Origin of the sequence: Maritalea myrionectae, from assembly GCF_003433515.1 — a bacterium.
Taxonomy (GTDB): Bacteria; Pseudomonadota; Alphaproteobacteria; order Rhizobiales; family Devosiaceae; genus Maritalea; species Maritalea myrionectae.
In genome coordinates this window covers 2,582,084-2,602,249 of sequence record NZ_CP021330.1, presented here as the reverse complement: position 1 = coordinate 2,602,249, position 20,166 = coordinate 2,582,084, and the positions used below count along the sequence as shown (strand labels likewise).

Annotated in this window: 27 protein-coding genes; 23 read left to right on the top strand and 4 right to left on the bottom strand. The window is 54.0% G+C overall.

Annotated features, from left to right (window positions below):
- Positions 1-225 precede the first annotated feature (225 nt).
- The 3 genes from MXMO3_RS13075 to MXMO3_RS13065 are packed head-to-tail and all read left to right on the top strand — an operon-like array spanning position 226 to position 3,285.
- A complete protein-coding gene (locus tag MXMO3_RS13075; protein ID WP_117396162.1) occupies positions 226-2,040 on the top strand; it encodes a PAS domain-containing sensor histidine kinase in 1,815 nt (604 codons plus the stop codon).
- 15 nt (positions 2,041-2,055) lie between these two features.
- Positions 2,056-2,931 (top strand): peptidoglycan-binding domain-containing protein, encoded by an 876-nt coding sequence (locus MXMO3_RS13070; protein WP_117396161.1) that lies wholly within the window; start codon positions 2,056-2,058, stop codon positions 2,929-2,931.
- A 12-nt stretch (positions 2,932-2,943) separates the two neighbouring features.
- Positions 2,944-3,285: a DUF1491 family protein gene (locus MXMO3_RS13065; protein ID WP_117396160.1), complete on the top strand. Its 342-nt coding sequence runs from the start codon at positions 2,944-2,946 to the stop codon at positions 3,283-3,285.
- Here MXMO3_RS13065 and MXMO3_RS13060 read toward each other — a convergent pair.
- The gene (locus tag MXMO3_RS13060; RefSeq protein ID WP_162889270.1) at positions 3,282-4,469 is read right to left on the bottom strand and encodes a DUF2336 domain-containing protein; all 1,188 of its coding nucleotides are present in this window, start codon (positions 4,467-4,469) and stop codon (positions 3,282-3,284) included. The two genes, MXMO3_RS13065 and MXMO3_RS13060, sit on opposite strands and share 4 nt — an antisense overlap.
- Positions 4,470-4,808: 339 nt before the next feature.
- On the opposite strand from MXMO3_RS13060, the gene MXMO3_RS13055 reads away from it, so the two are divergent.
- A complete protein-coding gene (locus MXMO3_RS13055) occupies positions 4,809-5,615 on the top strand; it encodes a hypothetical protein (protein ID WP_027833535.1) in 807 nt (268 codons plus the stop codon).
- Here MXMO3_RS13055 and MXMO3_RS13050 read toward each other — a convergent pair.
- The 3 genes from MXMO3_RS13050 to MXMO3_RS13040 are packed head-to-tail and all read right to left on the bottom strand — an operon-like array spanning position 5,608 to position 8,923.
- On the bottom strand, positions 5,608-6,159 hold the full coding sequence (locus tag MXMO3_RS13050; protein WP_051213123.1) for a DUF1254 domain-containing protein: 552 nt from the start codon (positions 6,157-6,159) through the stop codon (positions 5,608-5,610). The two genes, MXMO3_RS13055 and MXMO3_RS13050, sit on opposite strands and share 8 nt — an antisense overlap.
- On the bottom strand, positions 6,159-6,716 hold the full coding sequence (locus MXMO3_RS13045; RefSeq protein WP_117396158.1) for a DUF1214 domain-containing protein: 558 nt from the start codon (positions 6,714-6,716) through the stop codon (positions 6,159-6,161). Before MXMO3_RS13045 ends, MXMO3_RS13050 begins: the two co-directional genes overlap by 1 nt.
- Positions 6,713-8,923, bottom strand: coding sequence for a transglycosylase domain-containing protein (locus MXMO3_RS13040; protein ID WP_245985746.1), 2,211 nt, complete (start codon positions 8,921-8,923; stop codon positions 6,713-6,715). The genes MXMO3_RS13045 and MXMO3_RS13040 overlap by 4 nt, the downstream gene beginning before the upstream one ends.
- 83 nt (positions 8,924-9,006) lie before the next feature.
- Between MXMO3_RS13040 and MXMO3_RS13035 the strand changes: the two genes are divergently transcribed.
- The 19 genes from MXMO3_RS13035 (at position 9,007) to MXMO3_RS12950 (ending at position 20,158) form a co-directional block, all read left to right on the top strand.
- The gene (locus MXMO3_RS13035) at positions 9,007-9,474 is read left to right on the top strand and encodes a YcgN family cysteine cluster protein (protein WP_027833534.1); all 468 of its coding nucleotides are present in this window, start codon (positions 9,007-9,009) and stop codon (positions 9,472-9,474) included.
- 31 nt (positions 9,475-9,505) lie between these two features.
- Complete coding sequence (locus MXMO3_RS13030; protein ID WP_117396157.1) at positions 9,506-10,198, top strand: DUF4336 domain-containing protein; 693 nt, start codon at positions 9,506-9,508, stop codon at positions 10,196-10,198.
- A 164-nt stretch (positions 10,199-10,362) separates the two neighbouring features.
- The gene (locus MXMO3_RS13025) at positions 10,363-10,776 is read left to right on the top strand and encodes a hypothetical protein (protein ID WP_162889269.1); all 414 of its coding nucleotides are present in this window, start codon (positions 10,363-10,365) and stop codon (positions 10,774-10,776) included.
- Positions 10,739-12,031, top strand: a complete 1,293-nt coding sequence (locus MXMO3_RS13020) for a DNA-packaging protein (RefSeq protein ID WP_117396155.1) — start codon at positions 10,739-10,741, stop codon at positions 12,029-12,031. Before MXMO3_RS13025 ends, MXMO3_RS13020 begins: the two co-directional genes overlap by 38 nt.
- 19 nt (positions 12,032-12,050) lie before the next feature.
- Positions 12,051-13,235: a phage portal protein gene (locus MXMO3_RS13015; RefSeq protein WP_117396154.1), complete on the top strand. Its 1,185-nt coding sequence runs from the start codon at positions 12,051-12,053 to the stop codon at positions 13,233-13,235.
- Entirely contained in the window at positions 13,228-13,416 is a 189-nt protein-coding gene (locus tag MXMO3_RS13010; protein ID WP_027833529.1) for a hypothetical protein, read from the top strand. Before MXMO3_RS13015 ends, MXMO3_RS13010 begins: the two co-directional genes overlap by 8 nt.
- Positions 13,417-13,418: 2 nt before the next feature.
- On the top strand, positions 13,419-13,571 hold the full coding sequence (locus MXMO3_RS18715) for a hypothetical protein (protein WP_162889268.1): 153 nt from the start codon (positions 13,419-13,421) through the stop codon (positions 13,569-13,571).
- A complete protein-coding gene (locus MXMO3_RS13005; protein ID WP_084633835.1) occupies positions 13,568-14,053 on the top strand; it encodes an HK97 family phage prohead protease in 486 nt (161 codons plus the stop codon). Before MXMO3_RS18715 ends, MXMO3_RS13005 begins: the two co-directional genes overlap by 4 nt.
- 9 nt (positions 14,054-14,062) lie before the next feature.
- Positions 14,063-15,298, top strand: coding sequence for a phage major capsid protein (locus MXMO3_RS13000; RefSeq protein ID WP_117396153.1), 1,236 nt, complete (start codon positions 14,063-14,065; stop codon positions 15,296-15,298).
- 76 nt (positions 15,299-15,374) lie between these two features.
- On the top strand, positions 15,375-15,950 hold the full coding sequence (locus tag MXMO3_RS12995; RefSeq protein ID WP_117396152.1) for a head-tail connector protein: 576 nt from the start codon (positions 15,375-15,377) through the stop codon (positions 15,948-15,950).
- Complete coding sequence (locus MXMO3_RS12990) at positions 15,947-16,306, top strand: head-tail adaptor protein (protein ID WP_117396151.1); 360 nt, start codon at positions 15,947-15,949, stop codon at positions 16,304-16,306. The genes MXMO3_RS12995 and MXMO3_RS12990 overlap by 4 nt, the downstream gene beginning before the upstream one ends.
- Positions 16,299-16,706, top strand: coding sequence for a DUF3168 domain-containing protein (locus tag MXMO3_RS12985; RefSeq protein WP_162889267.1), 408 nt, complete (start codon positions 16,299-16,301; stop codon positions 16,704-16,706). The genes MXMO3_RS12990 and MXMO3_RS12985 overlap by 8 nt, the downstream gene beginning before the upstream one ends.
- A 15-nt stretch (positions 16,707-16,721) precedes the next feature.
- Positions 16,722-17,138 (top strand): phage major tail protein, TP901-1 family, encoded by a 417-nt coding sequence (locus MXMO3_RS12980; protein WP_027833524.1) that lies wholly within the window; start codon positions 16,722-16,724, stop codon positions 17,136-17,138.
- Complete coding sequence (locus MXMO3_RS12975; RefSeq protein ID WP_117396149.1) at positions 17,138-17,461, top strand: gene transfer agent family protein; 324 nt, start codon at positions 17,138-17,140, stop codon at positions 17,459-17,461. Before MXMO3_RS12980 ends, MXMO3_RS12975 begins: the two co-directional genes overlap by 1 nt.
- A complete protein-coding gene (locus MXMO3_RS12970; protein ID WP_117396148.1) occupies positions 17,461-17,682 on the top strand; it encodes a phage tail assembly chaperone in 222 nt (73 codons plus the stop codon). The genes MXMO3_RS12975 and MXMO3_RS12970 overlap by 1 nt, the downstream gene beginning before the upstream one ends.
- Positions 17,669-18,223, top strand: a complete 555-nt coding sequence (locus tag MXMO3_RS12965; RefSeq protein WP_117396147.1) for a phage tail tape measure protein — start codon at positions 17,669-17,671, stop codon at positions 18,221-18,223. Before MXMO3_RS12970 ends, MXMO3_RS12965 begins: the two co-directional genes overlap by 14 nt.
- Positions 18,223-18,849: a DUF2460 domain-containing protein gene (locus tag MXMO3_RS12960; RefSeq protein WP_117396146.1), complete on the top strand. Its 627-nt coding sequence runs from the start codon at positions 18,223-18,225 to the stop codon at positions 18,847-18,849. The genes MXMO3_RS12965 and MXMO3_RS12960 overlap by 1 nt, the downstream gene beginning before the upstream one ends.
- Complete coding sequence (locus MXMO3_RS12955) at positions 18,846-19,736, top strand: DUF2163 domain-containing protein (protein WP_117396145.1); 891 nt, start codon at positions 18,846-18,848, stop codon at positions 19,734-19,736. Before MXMO3_RS12960 ends, MXMO3_RS12955 begins: the two co-directional genes overlap by 4 nt.
- The gene (locus MXMO3_RS12950) at positions 19,733-20,158 is read left to right on the top strand and encodes an NlpC/P60 family protein (protein WP_117396144.1); all 426 of its coding nucleotides are present in this window, start codon (positions 19,733-19,735) and stop codon (positions 20,156-20,158) included. Before MXMO3_RS12955 ends, MXMO3_RS12950 begins: the two co-directional genes overlap by 4 nt.
- Positions 20,159-20,166: the final 8 nt, after the last annotated feature.

Below are 20,166 nucleotides of genomic sequence, written 5' to 3'. Positions count from 1 at the left end.
TAAAGGGCCGCGATGTCAGAACAGATGCCTAACCGCGAGATTTACTTAGCTTTGGCCCTGCGGACTGTGCCGTTCGGTAGTAATAAAACACTTTGTTTACCACACTAGATAAAAGTGTCGCTAAATCAGCCCTTTTCGCTGGCTGGGCGGTCGCCGTTTAATACCCCTTTAGATTCTTATTGTCATGGTGGAGCCAACCAAAAAAAGGCATCAAGCGGAAAAGTAATGCGTAATCCCTTGACCAAGATACAAGAGGCGTATCGGTCACCCCGAAATGGGGCCGTTCATGACAGTGTCGACCAGTTGCGACAACGGGTAATCCAATCCAATGCGATTTTGGGATTGGCTCTTGTTGCGTTTGCTGTGCCGTTCGCGGCCATGCTCGCCTTGCGCCAAGATATGCAATTGGTGTTCCACGCTGTTCCATTGGCGATTGGCTCCTTGCTCTCATGGCAATTGGCGCACAGCGGCAATGTGCGTTGGGCCATGCTTGTTCAACTCTTGGCCTTGACCGGTATGGGCGTTTGCGTGACGCTATTGGATGTGCAGGACGGCACAATTGGCATGGCGGTTGCGGCGATTGCCGCGCTCTATGCCTATTTGTTGGGTGATGCCAAAACCACCAAAGCGGTGGCGGGCATTGCGATTGTTGGTTTTGCCTTGCAGGGCGGCCTGCTGATCCAAGCCTTCAGCGGTGAGCCCAAAATTGTCGCGAGCCACCTCGACCTTTCAGTTCTCTATGTCATGATCCCTTTGGGCTTTGTCGGTGTGTCCTTGGCACTGCTGCGGGAAGCTTATTACACGCATTCGAAATCCCAAGTGCGGGCCTTCAAGCATTTGGTGGAGAGCGTGCAAGACGCCGTCGCCAAATACACAAGCGAAGGCGAGCTAACCTATCTTTCACACACTGCCGAGGCATTCTTCGGGTGCAAACGCTATGAATTGGCGGGCAACGGATTTGTTGAACGTATTCATATTCTAGACCGTCCTGGCTATTTGAAGGCCTTGGATGAGGCGCGCGTTAAAGGTGTGCCGCGCAGTGTGGAAATGCGGATGCAATGCGTGCGTGAAGAGCAATATAGCTTTATTTGGGTCGAGGTTTCCTTGTCGCCGGTGCAAGAAGCAGACAGTGCTGGAGCGGGTCATGAAGTTGTGGCAATCATTCGCGACATCACCGCACGTAAAGATCAAGAAGTGATCACCCAAAAAGCCCACCTGGCAGCAGAGCAGGCGAACCAGTCCAAATCGCGCTTTTTGGCGACCATGGGGCATGAGTTGCGCACACCACTCAACGCTGTTGTTGGCTTCTCAGATATGATGTTGAACAACATTGGCGGTGAGCTGAGCAAAGACCACCAAGAATATGTGACCATGATCCGCCAAAGCGGTGTGCATTTGCTGGATACGGTGAACATGTTGTTGGATATGTCAAAGATTGAAGCCGGGAAGTTCGAGCTGCAGACCAATCAATTCGATCCGGCTGCATTGATCGAACCGTGCTTTGCCATTGTCGCCAGCGCGGCGCAGGCCAAAAACATTACGTTAAATGCCGAGCAGGGCAAATATTTGCCGCCCATGGTGGCAGATGAACGGGCCTGCCGTCAGATTTTGATCAATCTGCTGTCGAACGCCATTAAGTTTAGCCCGGAAGGCGCGACAGTGACCTTGCGGATCCGGCCCATGGGCACACGCATTGAGCTTAGTGTGCTCGATCAAGGTATCGGTATTGCGCAAACGGATATTGAACGTATTGGTGAGCCTTTCTTCCAGGCGAACAATGGCCTTACACGCGAATATGAAGGCACAGGCTTGGGATTGTCTATTGTGCAAGGTTTAACCGCATTGCATGGCGGCGAGTTTAAAATCAAATCTCGCCTGAAGCAGGGCACAACCATGAGCGTGTTGTTGCCAGTAAACGCGGAACAAACCTTGGACGATGTGGCCGAAAACGTTGAGGCGATCAGCGACATGCAGTTCAAAGCCGAAGCGGAACGGGCCGCCAAGGAAGCTGAACAAGAAAAAGCCGCAAAAGTAAGCTAAAAGGGGATCGGGGATATGAGCGCATATAGCGTTGGACATTCAGGAGATGAGCGAGATATTCAAGGGGTCACCATGCAGATTTTGAGTGGCGCATGGGCATTCGTGCGCACCCACCCAACAAATACAATTTGCACTGTCTTGCTGACTGTCGGGATTGGCGTCTCGGGTTGGAATGCGCTTTATGGCCAAAAAAATCTGCATCCTGCGCCATTTTGGGGCGCAGTTGAAGCTGAGACCCAGACCGAAACAACTGCAACGCCTCCCGCAATCGTGCCACCAGCGCCCGTTCAGCGCAGCGTAGCACAACCAGCCCCGGCAACAGATAATGCGCCCACCAGTTCAATTTCGGCGCCGAACACGACCCCTGTTCGCATTCCGGCCGAGGTGACTGGCAACCCAACCACATTCAATGTGCAAAAAAACTTGGCCAAGCTCGGCATCTTTAAGGAGACGGTCGACGGGTATTACGGACCGAAAACCGCAACGGCGATACGAGCTTTTGAGAGCCAATATGGTCTGACGCCAACAGGCGCAGTCAGTGAAGAACTGTTGACCAAGCTGGAAAATGTTGTGAGCGGCACTCAGAGCGCGGTGCCGGCCAGCGCACCTGCGGCAAGCGCAACCAATGATCCACTGGCTGAAATCGCCATGCGGGCGGTTGAGGAGCAACCGCAAGCCAGCACACAAAGCTATTCCCGTGAATATGTGATCAAGATCCAAAAAGGGCTTTATTCCCTTGGCTTCTTGCAAGGCGCCATTGATGGGGTGCCCGGTGCCCAAACCGAACGCGCAATCCGTCAATTTGAGGTGTTCAACAATTATCGCGAAACTGGAGAAATTTCGCCAGAACTGTTCGATATGCTGCTCGCGGCTAATGCCAGCTTTGAATAGCACCAGGAACACATGAAACGTTTACGCGCAGATCTATGGGTTTCGGCCTTTATACGGCTGCACACCCAGCGGGGAAATATGTGCGTCATCCGACAGCGTGGCGATGAGATTGCGGGCCAAATCTGGATTGAAGTTGATCATCTGGATGGCAGCAGCAGCCTTTATGTGCCTGCCATGCAGCTGGAACCTGATAGCCAGGAGCGTATTTTTGAAGCTCGTTTTGACCACGCCACCTATCAGGATGTAAACGCTCGCATCCAGCAGGAGCAAGCATTTGACCCCGATTTCTGGGTGATCAGCCTTGAAACCCGCGACACGGATATTGGTTTAAACGTGAGTGAATCGTCCGCCTAGCGCGAATTGCGCAAGCGACTAACCGCATTTGCAGCACGATCCAGAACATCCGAGCTTTGCGCCCGTTGTTTTGCTGCGGAGGCAGCCGCCAATGTGCGGATACTTTGACGTCCGGCCGGCATATGCTCAGTTTTCTTATCCAGATCGCTCAATTCAACATCGCCGCGCCAAAGCGAAAGAATAAACACCATGGCTTCGGGTTTTAGATGTTGGAACAAATGTGCGTATTGCTTCAAATCTTTGGAATTGTCGCGATCGCGCGAACTGGCGTGGATCAGCACTTTCAAGCCATCCTGCGCTTTGCAACCGAATGCACGCAACACCACAAAGAGCGCCGCGCCGCTCACATCATGAGCAATCTCACCACATTTCAGTTCATCGAGGCCAGTAACCTGGCTCAACAGCCGCGTGACCTTTGGGCGCTGATTCTTAGAAAGCAACTTCATCATGGCTTGGGTGAATTCGCTGGTCGCCACTGAAATATGCTCAAACGTGCGGTGCATTGGCGTTTTAGGCGTATAGCGATTCTCGAATGCTGCCAGCACCTTGATGCGATCCGATTCTTTCAGGTCGAAAAAGGCGTGCAGCAAATAGGCCTTGTCGAAATCATCACGCGCGGCGAGGGACCAAGCCACTTTTTGATCCATGCCCGCGGCTTTAGAGATCGCGCGCAAATAGGGGCCCTTAAACTCAATAGAGGGATTGGCTGCCAGTGCGCGATAAACCTTGCGGCTATTGATGGGGAAGAGGGTGGCGACCAGCTTGCTGCTCAAATTGGGCCGCGTGGCAATTTTGGCAATCTGGTCAGCGTCATTCTTGGCAATGATCGACAACAAAATGTCGTCAGAGACTTCTTCACTTTCAGCCAAGAACTGATCCACATCCTCGCCGATGTTGTCCATCACCAGCCTTTCCAGCCGTGGCGACAGGTAAGGTGCGTTCATTAATTTGAGCGCGGCGCGTGTGCGGGCCTCCGATTCGGCCGATGGAAACAGCCGTTCTGCCAATTCTTCAAACTGTTGCAGCTCCGCATAGTCGGGCTTAGGCCGCTGTGCAAATGCGTCGCAAGCGGCCACCAACAGGGTGTTCGCGCGTTCAATGCCGCCGTTCTCGATTAACAATTTAAACGTTTCGTAGGGTTGGAAGCCGATCATCTCTTGCCTGATTTTACCAAAGTGGGTCAAAACAAATCACTTACCCACTTTTTTCATTAATTCGTTAGCAGACTATTAACCTTGACGATTTCTTAATCATTTTTGCACAAACATTAACATGTTCGTATTTCCGATTGTGAGTATCGAGAGCTTTATGACGACATAGACACAGATTTTTTCAAAAAGAGGCCCCCATGGGGAAAGTATTATCATTTCAACCGCAGCGCCGAATTTCGCGAGCACATAAATTAAGTGGGAACGCGGAAAATATCGTTATTTTTCCAGGTATACGTTATGAACGAGCCAACAGCGCAAGTGATCAAAAACGCCGGAAAAATAAGGTGCGTAAACCGCACTAGATTTAAGGCTATGCTGACTTTATTGGTGCCATTGCTGGCCCTGAACGCGTGTGCGCGTCCGGTCGGTGACTTTGGTCGCGCCGAAGATAGCGTCATTCATGACGAGATTTTGCCGCGCGTTGGTGCCATGGTGGCAAATGAACGGGGTGAACCCGTTTCGCGGTTTATACTGACTGATGAAGAAAAGCTCATGCGCAATCGCGTATGGCGATTCTTGATTGCTCCCCACGCAAATGACTGGATGTTTGACGCCGCAGTCGAGCTGCAGCGCACCCGGTTAACCGAACCAACGGACCTTTCCTACACAACAGACCGCTATTACACCCATTTGCGCCTCTCGGACTATAATTCAACCACCACTCGATATGTCACAATCGCAGAAGATGCGCGGACTGATTTGAAAACCGTGCCGGGCACTTTCCACGCCATTTGCGAGGTTATGGAAATTGAACGTCGCCGCACTGTGGCGCTTAAAGGCCTTTATCCGAACAATGATGCGGTGCGCAAAGAAGTGCGGGCGCGTGAATTTGAAAATGCCAATGTGATTGCATGGTTCACACGCGCTTTGGATTATCGCTATAAAAGCTATGATGTGGCGCTAAATCGACTGCTCGTTGAAACGCCGCATCAAGAAGCTGGCCTATCAAACGTTGCTCTGAACCGATTGGCCGTTTTCGTAGACCGCGCCAAACAAGGTGAGTTCTGTGATCCATTCACTGACCAAACCTATAAGGCGCACCAAGAGCTACCTGCGCTTCAATCCCGCTATGAAAATATGGATTACAACACCCCCGAAGAAGCGGTCATTCTTAAATAGCCGCATCATGTGTGCAGCTAATTTGGCTTAACGCTTCATCGTAACGTGTTTTCAACGCATCGTGCTCCGGCCAAAGGCGTATTATGGCCGTGAGCTGGTCAGTTGGTGCGTTCACGATCAAAAAGCCTTGCCCGATTTCCAAGCCTTCTTCCGCCAAGAGGCGCGATTGAACGGGGTTGAACACGCCAATCTTGATGTTGTCGCCACTGCCAGCACGACTGGTGGTTGAATAAATCACGCGGCCATCACGTGCCGCGATGGCCACCGACCAAAAACTATGGGGTAAATTGCCGTCAATAAAAATTGGGCCCCGCGCCAAATCAAACTGACAAATGCCATAGTTCAGGGCAGGGTCCAGCTGCAGCGCGCGTCCAAGTTCGTTATCGTCTGGATCAAGCGCAACAAATGCTTGATCCGGGGCGATGCCCGCGAGTCGCGACCATGCATCTCGCTCCGCAAAGCTGGGCACAAGCAAAATGACGCTGAGATGAATAATGCCGCCCAATATCAGTCCGGCCAAAAGCCAAAGTGCAAACCGCGCCATCAACAGGCCTCCAATTGCACTTGCGGCAGTTCGATTTCTTCAGAACCCAAATTGGTGAATGCGTTGGTATCATATAGGGTGAGGAGCAACTCAATACGCCCCAATCCATCGGTGTTGACCCAATTGCCGGGTTTGACCTTGGGTGCGATGGCCAAGTCAAATGCGCCATCCGAGGAAAATTGCATCTGGCCACTTTCCGCATGTCCGAACACTTGGTTTGTGCCGGGGTCGCGCACCTGAATGGTCCAAAGCGCATGATTGGGCATGTGCCCGCGCACACTATATTCACAACGGCCGCTCAATGCGTCGCCATTTGTGTCTTTTTGAGCAAAAAACCGTACGCCTTCGCCTTTGCCGAGCGGCAACATACCTTGGCGGGCCAAATGAGCGCGGGCATAGGGATCAATTTGCGCTGTGCCCAATTCGGGCCATCCAGACCAAACGCCATAATGTGTCGCGGTCAGCTCACGACCTTGTTCAAGGCTATAATAGCTCAGCCCAAATCCCACACCTAAAGCGGTGATCACCAAGACAATTGGGTAGATAAGCTGCTTCACAGTTTGGCCGCTCCGCCATCTTCAAGCGCGGCTTGGCGCTGGTTGTCCGGGGCGCTCTCGACCTCAATCGATGTATGCAACTGATCGAATAGACGATGGAGTTCTCGAAGTTTTTCACCTGCACGAGGGGTCAGCGATGGCGGGCGTTGCAACACCGGTTCGCCATCTTCGCCAATGCCGTCTGCCGGAACACTTGGGGTATCGATGCGCTCAAAATCTGCGCCGGGGAGGTCTTTGATATCCACGTTTGAATGGGCATAGGCCATAAATTTCTGCCATGTCTGCGCGGGCAGGCGCCCACCTGTCAGATTGTTTGTGCGGCTATAATTGTCATTGCCATACCACACCGCAGCGACATAGTTGCCCGTATAGCCACAAAACCATGCGTCCCGATAAGATTGAGTGGTGCCCGTTTTACCTGCAGCGGGTGTGCCAGGCACCTCGGCGCGCCGACCAGTGCCTGCGGTGACAACGGAGCGCAGCATATTGTTCATGCCTGTGACCGTGCGTTCGCTTAAAACCCGCTCCGGTGGTGGGTTATCTCTGGCATCGTAAATGCTCTGGCCGCGCAAAGTTGTGATCCGGCTGATGCCATATGCTTTGGCGCGAAAACCGCCATTGGCAAACACAGCATAGGACGAGGCCATATCGATCACACTTGTCGAAATCACCCCCAAGGGCAACGAACGTGTTATCGGGAAATCATTTTCGATACCCATTTTGTGCGCCAACTCCGCTATGGGGGCGCGTCCTGTGGATTGGGACAAGCGCACCGGCACGGTGTTGATGGAGCGGCGCAAAGCGTTTTTCAATGTCACCCGACCAGAATAAGATCGGCCATAATTGCGCGGACACCAATCGCCAATGCAAATCGGCCCATCATTGATAACCGTGTCGGGCGAGAAACGCCCGGTTTCAAGCGCTGTCGCATACACAAATGGCTTAAAGGATGAACCGGGCTGCCGCTCGGGATTGGTGGCGCGGTTGAACTGGCTTTTGCCATAATCTGTGCCGCCCACCATGGCGCGCACGGCGCCATTTGGCTCCAGCACCACCATAGCACCTTCGCTCACGCGATAGGCTTGCCCTTCTTCCCGCAGAATTGAATTCACACTATCCTCGGCATGGCTTTGCAACACAGGATCGATGGTTGTGCGCACCACGAAACTGACCGAGTCATCCGCATCGGCAACAAGCTCTTTGACGTTCTCAAATGCCCAATCCAGGAAATAGTTGGGCGAGTCGATTTCATTTTGTCGTTCAATTGGCGTGGCTGGCGCACGCCGCGCGGCGGTGACTTGACCTTCAGTGAGAAATCCGGCCTGCACCATATTGGTCAGCACTTCATTGGCACGCCCGCGCGCTGCCGCCAAATCCACATGCGGCGCATATTTGGTGGGGGCTTTGAAGAGCCCGGCCAACATCGCCGATTCTGACAAGGAAATGTCCTGTACCTTTTTCCCGAAATAATATTCGGCAGCCGCTGCCACCCCAAAGTTGCCGCCGCCCATATAGGCGCGGTCAAAATAGAGCTTCAAAATCTGATCTTTGGTGTAGTGGGTCTCGAGCCACAGCGCCAAAAAGGCTTCCTTGATCTTACGTTCGAACGTGCGCTCCGAAGTCAAAAACAGGTTTTTCGCCAATTGCTGGGTGATTGAGGAGCCACCTTCAACCACCGAGTTGGCGCGCACATTGGTGATCATCGCCCGGGTGATGCCCACCAAGTCGATGCCGAAATGGTCGTAAAAGCGCCGATCTTCAGTGGCGAGGGCTGCCTGGATCATATAGGTCGGCAGCGTTTCCAGCGGCACGGAATCGTCCGTGCGGATGCCGCGCCGGCCAATTTCATTGCCATATCGATCCAAAAAGATGACCGAATAATCCTCAGCCTGGTTGAACTCGCCGCTGGCTGTGGCGTTAAAAGAGGGCAGGGCCAACGCCGTCATCAAAACAAGGCCCATGGCGAAAAAACTCAAGCCATCTGAAACCAGCTCGACAATGAGCCGACGAAACCCGGTGACCTTGAATTTGGCCATGATGTCGCTGAAGGTTTGGTAGCCACGGCCCAAGGATTGGAAAAAGTCATAAAGTGAAGAATCGAGCCAAGCGTCGAACCGAATAAACTGCGACGCCTTTTTACGCTTTGTCTTTGTATAAAACGGATCTTGCACCGATTCACCACTCAGTAAATTTGCTGCTTTTTGCACCAAAAAGTGCTAAGCGCTTCTACCCAAAGCACAGACATAACATATGTTGACCCATTTTTGAGCAAAAACACAGGCGAATTACAATGAATTTTTGGGAAGAAAAATCCCTCGACGATATGAGCGATAGCGAGTGGGAAGCCCTGTGTGACGGTTGCGCCCGGTGCTGCCTGATCAAGCTGGAAGATGAGGACACGGGTCAAATTGTGACGTCTGACGTGCACTGCAAATTGATGGACACCAATGATTGTAGCTGTACCCAATATATGGACCGGCAAAAGCTGGTGCCCGATTGTATCAAGCTGACGCCGCAAAATGTGCGCGAGATTAAATGGATGCCCGTAACCTGCGCCTATCGCCGTTTGCTTGAAGGTAAAGGGCTTGCATGGTGGCACCCGCTGGTCTCGGGAACGACCGAAACGGTGCATCAAGCGGGCATTTCAGTCAAAGATCGTGCGGTGAATGAGGAATTGGTGGGCGAAGATGAGTGGGAAGACCATATCGTTGGCTGGCCCGAATTTGACCCTACTGCGGAACCAGAAGGCGACGAATAGCGTTTAAGTTGCAACAGAGCGGGGATTTATTGTGACTTTAGAGGAATTCGCGGAAGACATTTGGATCACCGACGGCCCCGAGATCGTGGCAGCAGCAGGGTTTCACTATCCGACACGCGCGGCGGTCATACGCTTGGCCGACCAGAGCTTGTTTGTCTGGTCACCTATAGAGCTAGATCAAGCGTTGCGCGATGCTGTGAACGAGCTAGGTGAAGTGAAATACCTTATCGCGCCCAATAATTTACATCACAGCTTTCTGGCCGAATGGCGCCACGCCTATCCATTGGCCAAGCTCTACGCGGCGCCGGGTTTAGTCTCCAAACGGGAAGATCTAAAATTTGATGGCATTTTGGGTGATACGCCGAACATGGAATGGGTCGACCAGATCGATCAGGTGGTGGCAGATGGCAATGTTTTGACCAATGAAGTGGTATTCTATCATCGCAAAAGCCGCACGGTTTTATTTACCGATCTGCTGCAACAAATGCCAAAGGATTGGTATCGAGGCTGGCGCAGAATAGTGGCGATGTTGGACTTGATGACCGAGGACCAACCGACTGTCCCGCGCAAATTCCGGTTGGCCTTCAAAGATCGAAAAGCTGCGCGACAAGCCATTGATAAAATCGAAAGTTGGCCCAGCGAGAAGGTGTTGATGGCTCATGGTACGCCGGTGCACAGCAACGGTCAGCAATTTATAAAAGATGCCTTCAATTGGTTGAGATAAGAAAAAAGTCTCGTAATAGGAAAATAGTCCTTGACAGCGTGACGCTCATTTGCTAGTGTTTCGATATGGTCGAAGAAGTGCGGCCAACACATAGGGCGCAAGCCACCAAATTTTATTGAATGCACACCCGCCCCAAAAGGCGGGTTTTTTATTGGGAAAATGAATTGAAACGTAGCGAGGCGGAGTGGGACGCGATCAAGCAAGCCTACCAATCAACCGACATGCGGGTGAGCGAAATTTGCACTACCTACGATTTATCGCCAGCGACGCTTTATGCGCGAGCGCGCAATCAAAAATGGGAAAAACGCACGCATCGCAAGAAACGTCTTGATGCTGATGGTTTCCGCCAACGCTTGGCCGCGATTTTGGACCTCAAACTGAGTGAAATTGAACAGGATTTGGCAGGGGCCAAAACCGCTGACCTGACGGCGATCGCCAATTTGCTCAAGCTGTTTGACAAAGCTGACGGCACGGCGGGGGAAACGAAGAAAACGGCTACCCCATCGCCAAAAGAGCTGGCCGCGTTGCGTCAACGCATTCATGACCGGATCGATACGTTGCGTTGTGACGCGAAATAAACAGATTATTGCCGACCTCAGCGATGAGGAGGTGCGTGCACTGGCGCATGACTGGCGATTTTGGGCACGGCCTGATCAGCTTGCCCCTCAAGGAAATTGGCTGACATGGCTGCTGCTGGGCGGCCGCGGGGCGGGCAAAACACGCGCCGGGGCCGAATGGGTGCGCGAAAAGGCACTGGGCCTGAACCAACGCGCGGTTAGCCCGATTGCGCTTGTGGGCGAGGATATAGCTGATGCCCGCGCCGTGATGATTGAGGGCGTTTCCGGCCTCCTGCAAATCCACCCGGCGGACCAGCGGCCGGTGTTTCACAAATCACGCGGCGAGTTGGAATGGCCAAACGGGGCGATTGCAAAATTGTTTTCGGCGCACGACCCGGACGCATTGCGCGGGCCACAGTTTGCGGCGGCTTGGGCCGATGAATTTTGTAAATGGCCAGACCCGCAAATGTGCTGGGATATGCTGCAATTCGCTCTCCGAGTAGGCGAGAAGCCACAGCAATTGGTCACGACAACGCCGCGCCCCATTCCGGCGCTCAAAGCACTGATGGCAGACCCAAATTGTGTGGTAACCCATGCCCGCACCACAGACAATGCCCACAATTTGGCCCCAAATTTTTTCACCACGGTCACCGCGAAATATGCGGGCACACGCTTGGGACGGCAGGAGCTGGAGGGCGAACTGGTGGAGACGATCGACGGTGCGCTTTGGCGTCACGATCAACTAGATCAAATACGCGCAACTGCGCCAACCCGATTTGACCGCGTGATTATCGCCGTCGATCCGCCTGTGACGAGCAACAAGCACTCTGACCAGTGCGGAATTGTGGTGGCGGGGCAATTGGGCGAGACAACTTTTGTTTTGGCCGATTTGTCGTTTAAGCCAGCACCGGCACTGAAATGGGCGCGCAAAGTGATCCACGCGTTCGAGCAGTTTGACGCGGATCTGGTGGTGGCAGAGACCAATCAGGGTGGTGATCTGGTGGGGCTAAACCTCAAGCAATTGGCGCCCACATTGCCGCTCAAACAAGTGCGCGCCCATCGCGGCAAGTTTGCCCGCGCTGAGCCTGTCGCACTGCTTTACGAGCGCGGCCTGGTGCGACATGTGGGCGATTTGCGCGAATTGGAAGATGAAATGTGTGCCTTTGCGCCGGGCACCAACACCAAAGGTTCGCCTGACCGTATGGATGCCCTTGTGTGGGCAATAACCGAACTCGCGCTTGGTGGCGACACACGCCCGCGCATCCGCAACTTCTAAGCATATTGGAGACATCATCATGGTTTCATGGATCGACCGCTGGCGCGGCCGACACCGTACGCCTGTGCCCGAAACAAAGGCGGCGAACAGTTCCTTCGTCACGTTGATGCGGCAACAATCGGCACAATGGTCGGGCAAAAACTTCGCCGCCCATGCCAAGCTGGGCATGATGGGCAATCCCGTTGCCTATCGCGCCGTGCGGTTAATCGCCGAAAGCGCTTCGCGCGTGCCATTGCACCTGATGCAAGATGGAAAGAAGCAAAGCAATCATCCGGCTTTGGCGCTTTTAAGTCGCCCAAACAATGAAACCAGTTGGCCCGACCTGACGGAAGAATTGATCACCTACATGTTGCTGGCGGGCAGTGCCTATATCGAGATGGTGCGGGTGGATGAGTTGGCGCAAATGTTTGTGTTGCGGCCAGATCGTGTGACCCCATGTGTGGGCAAAGATGGCTGGGTTAACGCCTATATCTATCAAGTCGACGGCCACAAACGAAAAATCAAAGCCGAGGGCGCGCAAGGACATACCTTGCTGCATTTAAAGAACTTGCACCCGCTGAGTGACCATACGGGGCTGGCCCCAGCGGCAGCGGCAATGCAGGCGATTGAAACCCACAACAGCGCCTGCGATTGGCACAAGGCATTGTTGGACAATGCGGCGCGTCCCTCCGGGGCGCTGGTCTACAATGCGCAACATGGCAATTTAAGTGATGAGCAGTTTGCGCGGCTCAAAACCGAGTTGGCGGATGGGTTTCAAGGGGCAGCCAACGCTGGTCGCCCCATGGTGCTTGAGGGCGGCCTTGACTGGAAGTCGATCGGCTATTCGCCACGCGACATGGATTTTCTGGCGGCAAAAGACAGTGCCGCCCGCGACATTGCCACAGCATTTGGCGTGCCGCCCATGATGCTGTGCCTGCCCGGTGACAATACCTACGCCAATTATCGCGAAGCAAACCGTGCCTTTTGGCGACAAACCATGATCCCGCTAATGACACGTATTTCGGCCGCGCTGGGCCAATGGCTGAGCGAACATTTTGATCAAGAACTGCACATCAAACCAGATTTTGAAGCCATCGAAGCCATTGCCATGGAGCGCCTTTCAGGTTGGGCGCAGATCGACGGCCTCAACGCACTAACCCGCGCCGAAAAGCGCGAATTGATGGGCTTTCGCCCACACCACCACGAAGGGGAGGACCATGAGTGAACTTACATCCACCATCATTGAACGCGGAGATTTGGCGCATTTAGCGCTTTTTTTATGGGCAAGCGGTGCCTCAACACTGCTGGTTTGGAACATGCGGCAACTGGCTGATGCCCACCGTCGTTTCAACCTGTTTGTGCAGGAAATCGCGGCCCTGAATCGACTTTTCAAAAACGGGAGCTAAACATGCGTTTTTTAAAGCAATTTTTCAAATCATTGAACAATGAGCATATTTCAAAGCAGGACGCGCAACAGACATTTCGGCAATTCGCCCAAAACTTGATGGCGATGAAGGCGCGTCGCCGCTCGCCACGATTGCGCAAGGTGGTGAGCCATTGAGCCGCAGCATAACCATCAGCGCGTCTGGCCGATTTGAGGGCTATGCCAGCATTTTTGGCAAGATCGATAAAGGTGGCGACGTGGTGATGCCCGGCGCGTTTGCGAAAAGCCTCAAAAATCGACCTGCTCGCCAAGTGCGCATGCTGTTTCAGCATGACCCGAAAGAGCCAATTGGCCGATGGTTCGACATTTTTGAAACCGACATCGGGCTGAAAGTGCGCGGCCAACTCACGTCAAAAGTACCGCGATCTGACGCACTGGCGGCGCTGATCGAGCATGGCAGCGTCGATGGATTGTCCATTGGGTTTCGCACCGTGCGGGCCAGCCGGGCCAACGCATCGAAACCAAGGCGGTTGTGGGAAGTGGATTTGTGGGAAATCTCCGTGGTGACATTTCCCATGCTTGAAAGCGCACGCATTCACCCCGCCGACCTGGCGCAACAATTGCGCCGGACCAGTCAAATTTTTGCCTCCAAACCTTAAGGACCACAAATGAGCAAAACCAATCAAACCGATCTCGAAGTCAAAGCGCACACAGGCGCGACCGATGATGGATCAATCAGCGCCATGTTCGACGATTTCATGGGCGCATTTGAAGAGTTCAAATCCACTAACGATGAGCGATTGAGCAACCTGGAAAAACAACGTGACGATGTGTTGTTTGATCAAAAGCTGGATCGACTGAACGCCGCGATGGACAGCCAAAAGCAAAGCATGGACCGCATGGTTGCGAAGTCTTTGCGCCCAACGCTGGGCCAAGAGGCTGCACCGTTTCTGGATGGCGAATATAAGGATGCCTTTTCTGCCTATGTGCGAAAGGGTGAGGAAAAATCGCTCTCCATTGGGTCCAACCCAGATGGCGGTTATTTGGTGCCGGACGAGACGGACACCGACATTACCCGCCGCCTTACAGCGATTTCTCCCATCCGCGCCATCGCCAGCGTGCGGCAAGTGTCGTCTTCAGTTTACAAAAAGCCTGTGTCCATCACCGGACCAGCCGTGGGCTGGGTGGGCGAAGCTGACGCGCGGCCCGAAACCAACAGCCAAACGCTGGCCGAAATTGAGTTTCCAACCACCGAGCTTTACGCGATGCCTGCCGCAACCGCGAGCTTTTTGGATGATGCGGCGGTGGATGTGGAGCGCTGGATCGCCGACGAAGTGGAAACGGCATTCGCCGAGCAGGAAACAACAGCCTTTATCATTGGCGACGGCGTGAAAAAGCCGACGGGCTTTTTGTCCACCCCTCAGGTGGCGGAAGGCAGCTGGAGCTGGGGCAATTTGGGCTACAATGCTACCGGTGTTGCCGGAGATCTGCCCGCAGCGGACGAAAGCGATGTGCTGATCGATTTGGTCTACACCCTTAAGGCCGGATATCGCCAAAATGCAAGCTGGCTGATGAACCGCACGACGCAAGCCGCTTTGCGCAAACTCAAGGACGCTGACGGCAATTATTTGTGGCAACCCGCCACCCAGCCTGGCGGCAATGCCAATTTTATGGGCTTCAACTTGGTGGAAGCGGAAGACATGCCCGACATTGCCGCTGATGCGACACCTATTGCGTTTGGCGATTTCCGCCGCGGCTATCTGATTGTTGACCGCCAGGGCGTCAATGTGATCCGCGATCCATATTCCGCAAAGCCATATGTGTTGTTCTACACCACCAAACGCGTGGGCGGCGGTGTGCATGATTTTGACGCCATCAAATTGTTGAAATTTGGCACGTCCTAATCCCCGGACATTTCTTTCCCTCCCCAACTGGCCGGTCTTCTGACCGGCCTTTTTTATTCCAAAAAGAAAGGGTGCCATGACCTCCATATTAGTTGCTGGCCCGGCGGTTGAGCCGCTCAGCCTGACCGACGTCAAAACCTATTTGCGGCTAGACAATGCAGACGATGATGCGCTTTTGGGCACCCTTATTGCAGCCGCGCGCGGCCATATCGAAAGCGTGACCCGCAAAGCCTTGATATCCCAACAGTGGAAGTGGGTGAGCGATCTGTGGCCGGAGAAGGGCATCGGTCTTCCGATTGGGCCATTTCAAGAACTGATTAAGATCAGTCTGTTTGCCCCGGATGGGAGCGAGACGACATGGCCTTTGGCCGAAGTGGTCCAAGATAAGCAAAGCGGCAAATGTACGATCCATTTGGCAGCAACCAACAGCACATTGCCGCGCTTGCGCGATCATGATGCCGTTGAAATTACCTATCAAACTGGCTTTGGCGATGCGGCAAGTGATGTGCCTGAGGATTTGCGCCTGGCGATGTTGCGCCTGATTGGCCACTGGTATGAGCACCGTGAAGCGGTGATGTTGGCCGGCAGCGGCGCGATCATCCCCACGCAGTTCGATCAGCTTATCGGCAGATATTGTGAGGTGCGGCTTTGAGCATCCATCGCAAACAACCAAGCCTTGCCAGCTTGCGCAACCGCGTCAGCCTATGGCGGCAAATCGAAACCGACAATGCCTCCGGCGGCACAGAATTTACCTTGGCAGCCTTAGGCCAAAGTTGGGCCCGGCTAGATGTGAAATCGGGCCAAGATGGTTATACGGGCGCTGGAACGTCAAATGCCACGCAGTTTGAATTTACGTTGCGCTATGACGCGATGTTGAAGGTCGGCGACCTGATTGAATGGCAGGGCGCGCATTATCAGATCGATCACCTTGAAAATCTCGGCCAGCGAAATGCTTATCTCGTTTGCGGCGCCAAACATATTGAGTGGGAGGGCGCACACCATGGCTGATTTCGCACTCAACTTGCAGACAGAACTGGTCGAATTGTTGCGCAATGATGCGGCGCTGACCGCGCTAATTGGCAGCAACAAGGTTTTTGACGCGCCGCGGCGGGGGCAGCGTCCACCCTTTATCATCATCAAAAGCCATGATTTTTCGCCGCGCGATGCCATCGCCACCTCGCTCTACGATCATGAGGTGGAGCTTGAATTTTGGCACGCTCGTGGCGCGCGAGAACTTGGATTTCAAGTTGCCGAGCGTGTGGTGGACCTGTTTTTGGCCTATCCATTTGGCGTCAACTTTCGCGCTGTGCGGCAAAATCACCGCCACACCAAAACAAGCATTGAACAACGCACAGGCTGGGCAAAAACCTTGATTGGCCTACGCATGACCATTGAGCCATTGAGCTAAACCAAAGAGGACATTATGGGCGCACAAAGCGGCAAAGACATGCTGCTCAAGCTGGACGAAACCGGCACAGGCAGCTTTATCACAGTGGCGGGCATCCGCTCGCGACAACTGGCATTTAATGCCCAATCGATTGATACGACGGATAGCCAATCTGCAGGCCAATGGCGCGAATTGTTGCAAGGCGGCGGCGTGAAAACCGCGAGCCTGTCGGGCAGCGGCATTTTCAAAGACGCAACCAGCGATGCAAAAATACGCGAGCTTTTCTTCGCGGGCACCGTGCGCGATTGGCAGGTGATCGTGCCCGACTTTGGCACAATCGAAGGCAAGTTTCAGATCACTGCGCTTGAATTTGCCGCCAATCACAATGGTGAAGTGACTTTTGACGTGGCGCTGGAAAGTGCAGGCGAAATCACATTTGCGGTGATCAGCTAATGGCCAATCCGAAACGCGGTGAAATCGATTTGATGATCGACGGTCAAATCCACACCCTTTGCCTGACCCTAGGCGCGTTGGCCGAGTTGGAAGCAAAGCTGCAGCTCAATGACCTCAATGGGTTGGGCCAACGCTTTCAGGAAGGTCGGATCAGCGCCCGAGATATCATCGCCATATTGGGCGCTGGTTTGCGCGGAGCGGGGCACCCGATCAGCGATCAGGATCTCGAAAAAAAGCACATTGAAGGCGGGGCAATGGGGGCGGCAAAGGCCGTGGCGCAACTGCTGCATCTGACCTTTTCAGCCCCGTTGGAGCAGCAATAATGCACGATCATCCGCCCTTTCCGTGGATGGAGCTGGCGCAAATAGGCTTTGGGCTGATGGGGCTGTCGCCAGCAGCGTTCTGGGCATGTAGCCCGCGCGAGCTGACACTAGCAGCACAAGCCAAACGCCATGGTCGTGGCACTGCTGCGCCGCTTGAGCGGGGGCAGCTGACAGAGCTGATGGCGAATTTTCCAGATGGAGACCAAAATGCAAGAACTTGAGAGCCTGGAAAAAGCGAAGGAAGAACTCCACTCAATCCCGGCAGAGCTAGATCGCATCGACAAGCTGGCCAAAAGTGTTGGCGACACCATCACCAATGCGTTCACCAACGCGCTGGTAGAAGGAAAGTCGCTGAAAAACCTACTGGTCGATATTGCGCGTTCATTTGCCAACATCGCCGTAAAGGCGGCGTTGAAACCTCTAGGGAATATGATCACAGGGCTTGTTGCCGACCTTTTTAAGGGCACCAACAGCGCACTGCCGCCGATTAAACCTTTTGCCAAAGGTGGCGTGATCAACGCGCCCAGCTACTTCCCGATGCAGGGCGCAGTCGGCTTAGCGGGTGAGGCCGGGGCCGAAGCAATCATGCCGCTCAAACGCAACAGCCGCGGCGAACTGGGCGTGGCGGCAAGCGCTGTCCAAGCCCCCATTATGATTTCAATGACGGTAAACGCCCAGGATGCGCGCAGCTTTGCGCAGGCAGAAGCCGAGATTTCTGCCGGGCTATTGCAGGCAATCAAACGAGGACAGCGAGCTTCCTAATGGCATTTCATCATGTGCGTTTTCCCATCAATATCGCCTTGGGCGCCCGCGGCGGTCCCCAATGGTCGACAGACATTGTGTCGCTGGTGTCGGGCGCTGAAGAGCGCAATACGCGCTGGTCGCGGTCGCGCCGCAAATATAATGCGGGCTATGGCGTGAAGAGCGCTGCAGACATGCATCACATATTGGCATTTTTTGAAGAGAGGCGCGGGAGGTTCCACGGATTTTTGTTCCGCGATCCCCTCGACTTTCAAACGAGCCAAGACATGGTCACGCCATTCGATCAGGATCTCGGCTTTAGTGACGGCAGCCAAACCGAGTTTCAACTGTCCAAGCAATATGGCAGCACCTACGATCCATATTTCCGGCCTTTGACCAAGCCTGTCGTTGGCTCGGTACGCGTGGCGATGAATGGCACGGAGTTGACTGCAGGCACAGACTTTACCGTTGACGCGACTACCGGACTGATCAGTTTTACGAGCGCGCCTGCCAGCGGGGCGAGCCTGACCGCCGGTTGCACGTTCGATGTGCCTGTGCGGTTCGATATTGATCATCTCGATGTTGAGCTGTCGAGCTTTGATGCTGGCATAATCCCTTCCATTCCCCTTATCGAGATTTTGACGTGAGACATTTTTCACCTGAGTTTGACGCGCACCTGAAAAGTGGCGCGACAAGTCTTTGCAATTGCTGGTTGGTGACTTTGCGCAATGAACAGCAATTGGGGTTCACCGACCACGATCAAAAAATCAGTTTTGACGGACTTACATTTGAGCCAAAGGCAGGGTTCCAGCCAAGCGCGATGACCGCCAAGCGCAATGAAGCCATCGACACCGCCGAGGTGCTCGGCTTTGTGGATGATGAGCGCATCACCAGCGCAGCGCTGCGGGCGGGCCTGTTTGCCAATGCCGAAGTGGCCTGGTGGTGGGTGAATTGGCGCGCGCCAAGCCAACGCCACTTGATGCGACGCGACTATATTGGTGAAATCAAACAGACTGACGGTCGCTTTGAAGCCGAATTGCGGTCGCATCACGCCAAGCTCAACCAAACCCACGGTCGACTGTTTCAACGCCATTGCGATGCTCAATTCGGTGATGCGCGGTGCAGCATAGATGCCACGGCACCAGCTTTCTCCAGTTCGATCACAATCACAGAGCTGATTGGCGATGGACAAATTGAAGTGAGTGGCCTTGAGGCGCGGCCAGCGCAATGGGCCGCCCATGGCACTATGGTTTGGCAATCTGGCGCACACAAGAATGACAAGTCAGTGATATACGGCCATACCCGCAAAGACGGTGTAGATATTTTGACATTGGGCGCACAAGAAAATGCGGCGCTCGCGGTGGGAGACCAAGGCCGGGTCACAGTTGGATGCGACAAGCAATTTGCCACCTGCCGCGATACCTTCTCCAATAGCGCGAACTTCCAAGGCTTTCCCCATATTCCCGGTGATGATTTTGTTCTTCGTTATCCGCGCGCAGGGGACGAGTTGAATGGCGGGGTGTTGTTTAAATGACGACATCTGAAAGCGTAATTGCCTGCGCCAAAAGCTGGCTGGGCACGCCCTATCTGCATCAAGCAGCGGCAAAAGACATTGGCTGCGATTGTTTGGGGCTTATCTTGGGGGTGGGCCGGGAGCTAGGTGTAGCGCTGCCCCGCACAGTGCCAGCCTATTCTGCCAACTGGCGCGATCCCCATTCTGGCGGTGAACTCGAACGCATGGCTGACCGCTATTTAATACGACAAGCGCCCGGCAAAGCGCACCCTGGCGATATTTTGTTGTTCCGCATGCGGCGAGATCTGCCTGCGAAGCACTGCGCCATCCTTATCGCGCCGACCCAAATGATCCACGCGCAAGAAGGGGTGGGAACCATTCAACTGACTTTCGACACCCCATGGCAGCGCCGACTTGTGGCGCGTTACAACTTCCCAAATTAAGGCATTTC

Bases quoted from the DNA above. Each gene is read 5' to 3' on its own strand.
- MXMO3_RS12975 (WP_117396149.1), top strand. From the start codon at position 17,138: ATGGCCAATCCGAAACGCGGTGAAATCGATTTGATGATCGACGGTCAA.
- MXMO3_RS12970 (WP_117396148.1), top strand. From the start codon at position 17,461: ATGCACGATCATCCGCCCTTTCCGTGGATGGAGCTGGCGCAAATAGGC.
- MXMO3_RS18715 (WP_162889268.1), top strand. From the start codon at position 13,419: ATGCGTTTTTTAAAGCAATTTTTCAAATCATTGAACAATGAGCATATT.
- MXMO3_RS13050 (WP_051213123.1), bottom strand. From the start codon at position 6,159: ATGGCGCGGTTTGCACTTTGGCTTTTGGCCGGACTGATATTGGGCGGC.
- MXMO3_RS13010 (WP_027833529.1), top strand. From the start codon at position 13,228: ATGAGTGAACTTACATCCACCATCATTGAACGCGGAGATTTGGCGCAT.
- MXMO3_RS13065 (WP_117396160.1), top strand. From the start codon at position 2,944: ATGAAACGTTTACGCGCAGATCTATGGGTTTCGGCCTTTATACGGCTG.
- MXMO3_RS13070 (WP_117396161.1), top strand. From the start codon at position 2,056: ATGAGCGCATATAGCGTTGGACATTCAGGAGATGAGCGAGATATTCAA.
- MXMO3_RS12960 (WP_117396146.1), top strand. From the start codon at position 18,223: ATGGCATTTCATCATGTGCGTTTTCCCATCAATATCGCCTTGGGCGCC.
- MXMO3_RS13015 (WP_117396154.1), top strand. From the start codon at position 12,051: ATGGTTTCATGGATCGACCGCTGGCGCGGCCGACACCGTACGCCTGTG.
- MXMO3_RS13055 (WP_027833535.1), top strand. From the start codon at position 4,809: ATGCTGACTTTATTGGTGCCATTGCTGGCCCTGAACGCGTGTGCGCGT.
- MXMO3_RS12980 (WP_027833524.1), top strand. From the start codon at position 16,722: ATGGGCGCACAAAGCGGCAAAGACATGCTGCTCAAGCTGGACGAAACC.
- MXMO3_RS13035 (WP_027833534.1), top strand. From the start codon at position 9,007: ATGAATTTTTGGGAAGAAAAATCCCTCGACGATATGAGCGATAGCGAG.
- MXMO3_RS12995 (WP_117396152.1), top strand. From the start codon at position 15,375: ATGACCTCCATATTAGTTGCTGGCCCGGCGGTTGAGCCGCTCAGCCTG.
- MXMO3_RS13000 (WP_117396153.1), top strand. From the start codon at position 14,063: ATGAGCAAAACCAATCAAACCGATCTCGAAGTCAAAGCGCACACAGGC.
- MXMO3_RS13020 (WP_117396155.1), top strand. From the start codon at position 10,739: ATGACCGGATCGATACGTTGCGTTGTGACGCGAAATAAACAGATTATT.
- MXMO3_RS12985 (WP_162889267.1), top strand. From the start codon at position 16,299: ATGGCTGATTTCGCACTCAACTTGCAGACAGAACTGGTCGAATTGTTG.
- MXMO3_RS12950 (WP_117396144.1), top strand. From the start codon at position 19,733: ATGACGACATCTGAAAGCGTAATTGCCTGCGCCAAAAGCTGGCTGGGC.
- MXMO3_RS12965 (WP_117396147.1), top strand. From the start codon at position 17,669: ATGCAAGAACTTGAGAGCCTGGAAAAAGCGAAGGAAGAACTCCACTCA.
- MXMO3_RS13075 (WP_117396162.1), top strand. From the start codon at position 226: ATGCGTAATCCCTTGACCAAGATACAAGAGGCGTATCGGTCACCCCGA.